Origin of the sequence: Microbispora sp. NPDC049633, assembly GCF_040675265.1 — a bacterium.
Classification (GTDB): Bacteria; Actinomycetota; Actinomycetes; order Streptosporangiales; family Streptosporangiaceae; genus Microbispora; species Microbispora maris.
Genome location: NZ_JBFAOO010000378.1, coordinates 1 through 2,751, shown reverse-complemented (window position 1 = coordinate 2,751; position 2,751 = coordinate 1). Strand labels below are relative to the sequence as shown.

Genomic DNA, 2,751 nt, shown 5'->3' with positions numbered 1-2,751 from the left:
CGAGGAGTTCCCGCGCCGGCCGCCCGCTGACGTCCGCGTGCTCAGGATCCGCGTGCTCAGGATCCGCGTGCTCAGGACCAGACGGCGGCGACCGGCTCGGCGAGGGTGGCGGCCTGGTCGAGCCCCGCCTTGAAAGCCGGTCCCCACAGACCGGGGTCGAGGACGTTCTCGCCGAACACCGCGACCGAGGCGGCGTCGGGGTGGACGACGTAGGAGGCGGTCGCGCCGGCCTTCGCCATCTCGGCGTCGAGGACGGCCCGGGGGGTCAGGTTCCCGAGCGGTTCGAGCACCACAAGGGCGCGGGCGCCCGCCGCGAGGTCGGCGTTGGTCGCCGAGCGGACCCCGCCGTCCACATACCTGCGGCCGTTGATCTCCACGGGCGGGAAGACCATCGGCACGGCGCAGCTCGACGCGACGGCGAGCACCAGCGGCGCGCCCGAGGACCGGTCCCACACGACGAACTCGCCGGTGGCCGCGTCGACGCTGGTGATGAGCAGCTCGCGCTCGGGCCACTCCTTCACGGGCAGCCGCTCGCCGACCGCGGCGAGCCGCTCCGCCGCGTGGTCCACCTTCGCCTCCAGGGCCATCCGGCCGACCCTGCGCCGGGCCTCCCGCCTGTCGAGGTTCGGGTCGAACATGACGGCGAACGCCTGCATGACCTCGTCCATGTCGACGGCCGGGGGCGGGCCGGTGTCCACCTTCACCTGGTGGGCGACGGCCTCCTCCAGGTCGGCGCCCGTGGCCACGAGCGTGCCGACGACCGAGCCGGCCGAGGTGCCGATGATCCGGTCCGCCGTCCCCAGGTCGACGCCGAGGCGGCGCAGGCCGGTGACGATCCCCGCCTCCCAGGCGATGCCGGCGACTCCTCCGCCGCCGAGCACGAGAGCTGTAGTCATGTCCAGAATTATGTTCCACGAGACGGGATGCTCCGGCCCGGATGAAACCGGTTGAGATTTGTCTGGACGCCAAACTATTGACGGCACTTCCGCCGGTGTGTGAACCTTCCTTCCAGATTTCCATGCACGTGCGAGAAGGACGGTCAGGGTCCCCACCTGGTCGTGCATGGCCGGTTGTCCGTGCTCGGAGGGAAACCGTCCATGCGAAGATTCGCATCCATGCTCGTGGTCGCCGCCGTGGCCCTGGTCACGGCCGTGATCAGAATGTCCCCGGTGTCGGCCGTCGCAGCCGACCCGTACACGTTCAAGAACGTGCAGATCGCCGGGGGCGGCTTCGTCCCCGGCATCGTGTTCAGCCAGGCCCAGAAGGACCTGATCTACGCCCGTACCGACATCGGCGGCGCGTACCGCTGGAACCAGTCCTCCCAGACCTGGACGCCGCTGCTCGACTGGGCCGGCTGGTCCAACTGGGGCTACAACGGCGTCGCCAGCATCGCCGCCGACCCGGTGGACGCCAACAAGGTGTACGCCGCGGTCGGCATGTACACCAACAGCTGGGACCCCAACAATGGCGCGATCCTGCGCTCGTCGAACAAGGGCGACACCTGGCAGGTGACCCCGCTGCCGTTCAAGCTGGGCGGCAACATGCCGGGCCGCGGCATGGGCGAGCGCCTCGCCGTGGACCCGAACAAGAACAGCGTCCTGTACTTCGGCGCGCCCAGCGGCAACGGCCTGTGGCGGAGCACCGACTCCGGCGCCACCTGGTCGAAGGTGACCAACTTCCCGAACGTCGGCAACTACGTCGCCAGCCCCGGAGACGCCTACAACGGTGACAACCAGGGTGTCGTCTGGGTGACCTTCGACAAGCGGACCGGCACGTCGGGCAACGCCACCCAGACCATCTACGTGGGCGTGGCCGACAAGAGCAACACCGTCTACCGCACCACCAACGGCGGCACCTCGTGGGAACGGGTCGCCGGGCAGCCCACCGGCTACATCGCCCACAAGGGCGTGCTCGACACGGCCAACGGCTACCTCTACATCGCCACCAGCGACACCGGCGGCCCGTACGACGGCGGCAAGGGCGACGTGTGGCGCTACGCCACCGCCACCGGCACCTGGACCCAGATCAGCCCGATCCCGTCCAGCAGCGGCGACGACTACTTCGGCTACAGCGGCCTGACCATCGACCGGCAGAACCCGAAGACCATCATGGTCGCCACCCAGGTCTCCTGGTGGCCCGACGCGATCTTCTTCAGGAGCACCGACAGCGGCGCGACCTGGACCCGCATCTGGGACTGGACGTCCTACCCGAACCGCAGCTTCCGCTACAAGATGGACATCTCCGCCGCGCCGTGGCTGACCTTCGGGACCAACCCCCAGCCGCCGGAGGTCACGCCCAAGCTGGGCTGGATGAACGAGTCGGTGGAGATCGACCCGTTCAACTCCGACCGGATGATGTACGGCACCGGCGCGACGATCTACGGCACCACCGACCTCACCAAGTGGGACTCGGGTGGCCAGTTCACGATCAAGCCGATGGTGAAGGGCCTGGAGGAGACCGCCGTCCTCGACCTGATCAGCCCGCCGAGCGGCGCCCCGCTGGTCAGCGCGCTCGGCGACATCGGCGGCTTCCGGCACACCAACCTCGACGCCGTGCCGTCCATGATGTTCACCCAGCCCGTCTTCACCTCCACGACCTCGCTCGACTACGCCGAGACCAACCCGAGCGTGATGGTGCGGGCCGGCAACTTCACCGACGCCGACCGGCCGAACGACAGCCACGTCGCGTTCTCGACCGACGGCGGGGCCAACTGGTTCCAGGGCACCGAGCCGGGCGGGATCAACAACGGCG

General features: G+C 69.4%; 1 protein-coding gene and 1 pseudogene. One reads left to right on the top strand and one right to left on the bottom strand.

The window, feature by feature from the left end; genetic code table 11:
- Window positions 1–71 precede the first annotated feature (71 nt).
- On the bottom strand, window positions 72–896 hold the full coding sequence (locus tag AB0J39_RS39085) for a patatin-like phospholipase family protein (protein ID WP_363474205.1): 825 nt from the start codon (window positions 894–896) through the stop codon (window positions 72–74).
- Window positions 897–1,097: 201 nt separating this feature from the next.
- On the opposite strand from AB0J39_RS39085, the pseudogene AB0J39_RS39080 reads away from it, so the two are divergent.
- Window positions 1,098–2,751 (top strand): annotated as a pseudogene (locus AB0J39_RS39080) (xyloglucanase); the annotation flags it as partial.

Excerpts from the sequence above, each read along its gene's own strand:
- AB0J39_RS39085 (WP_363474205.1), bottom strand. The coding sequence starts at position 896 with ATGACTACAGCTCTCGTGCTCGGCGGCGGAGGAGTCGCCGGCATCGCC.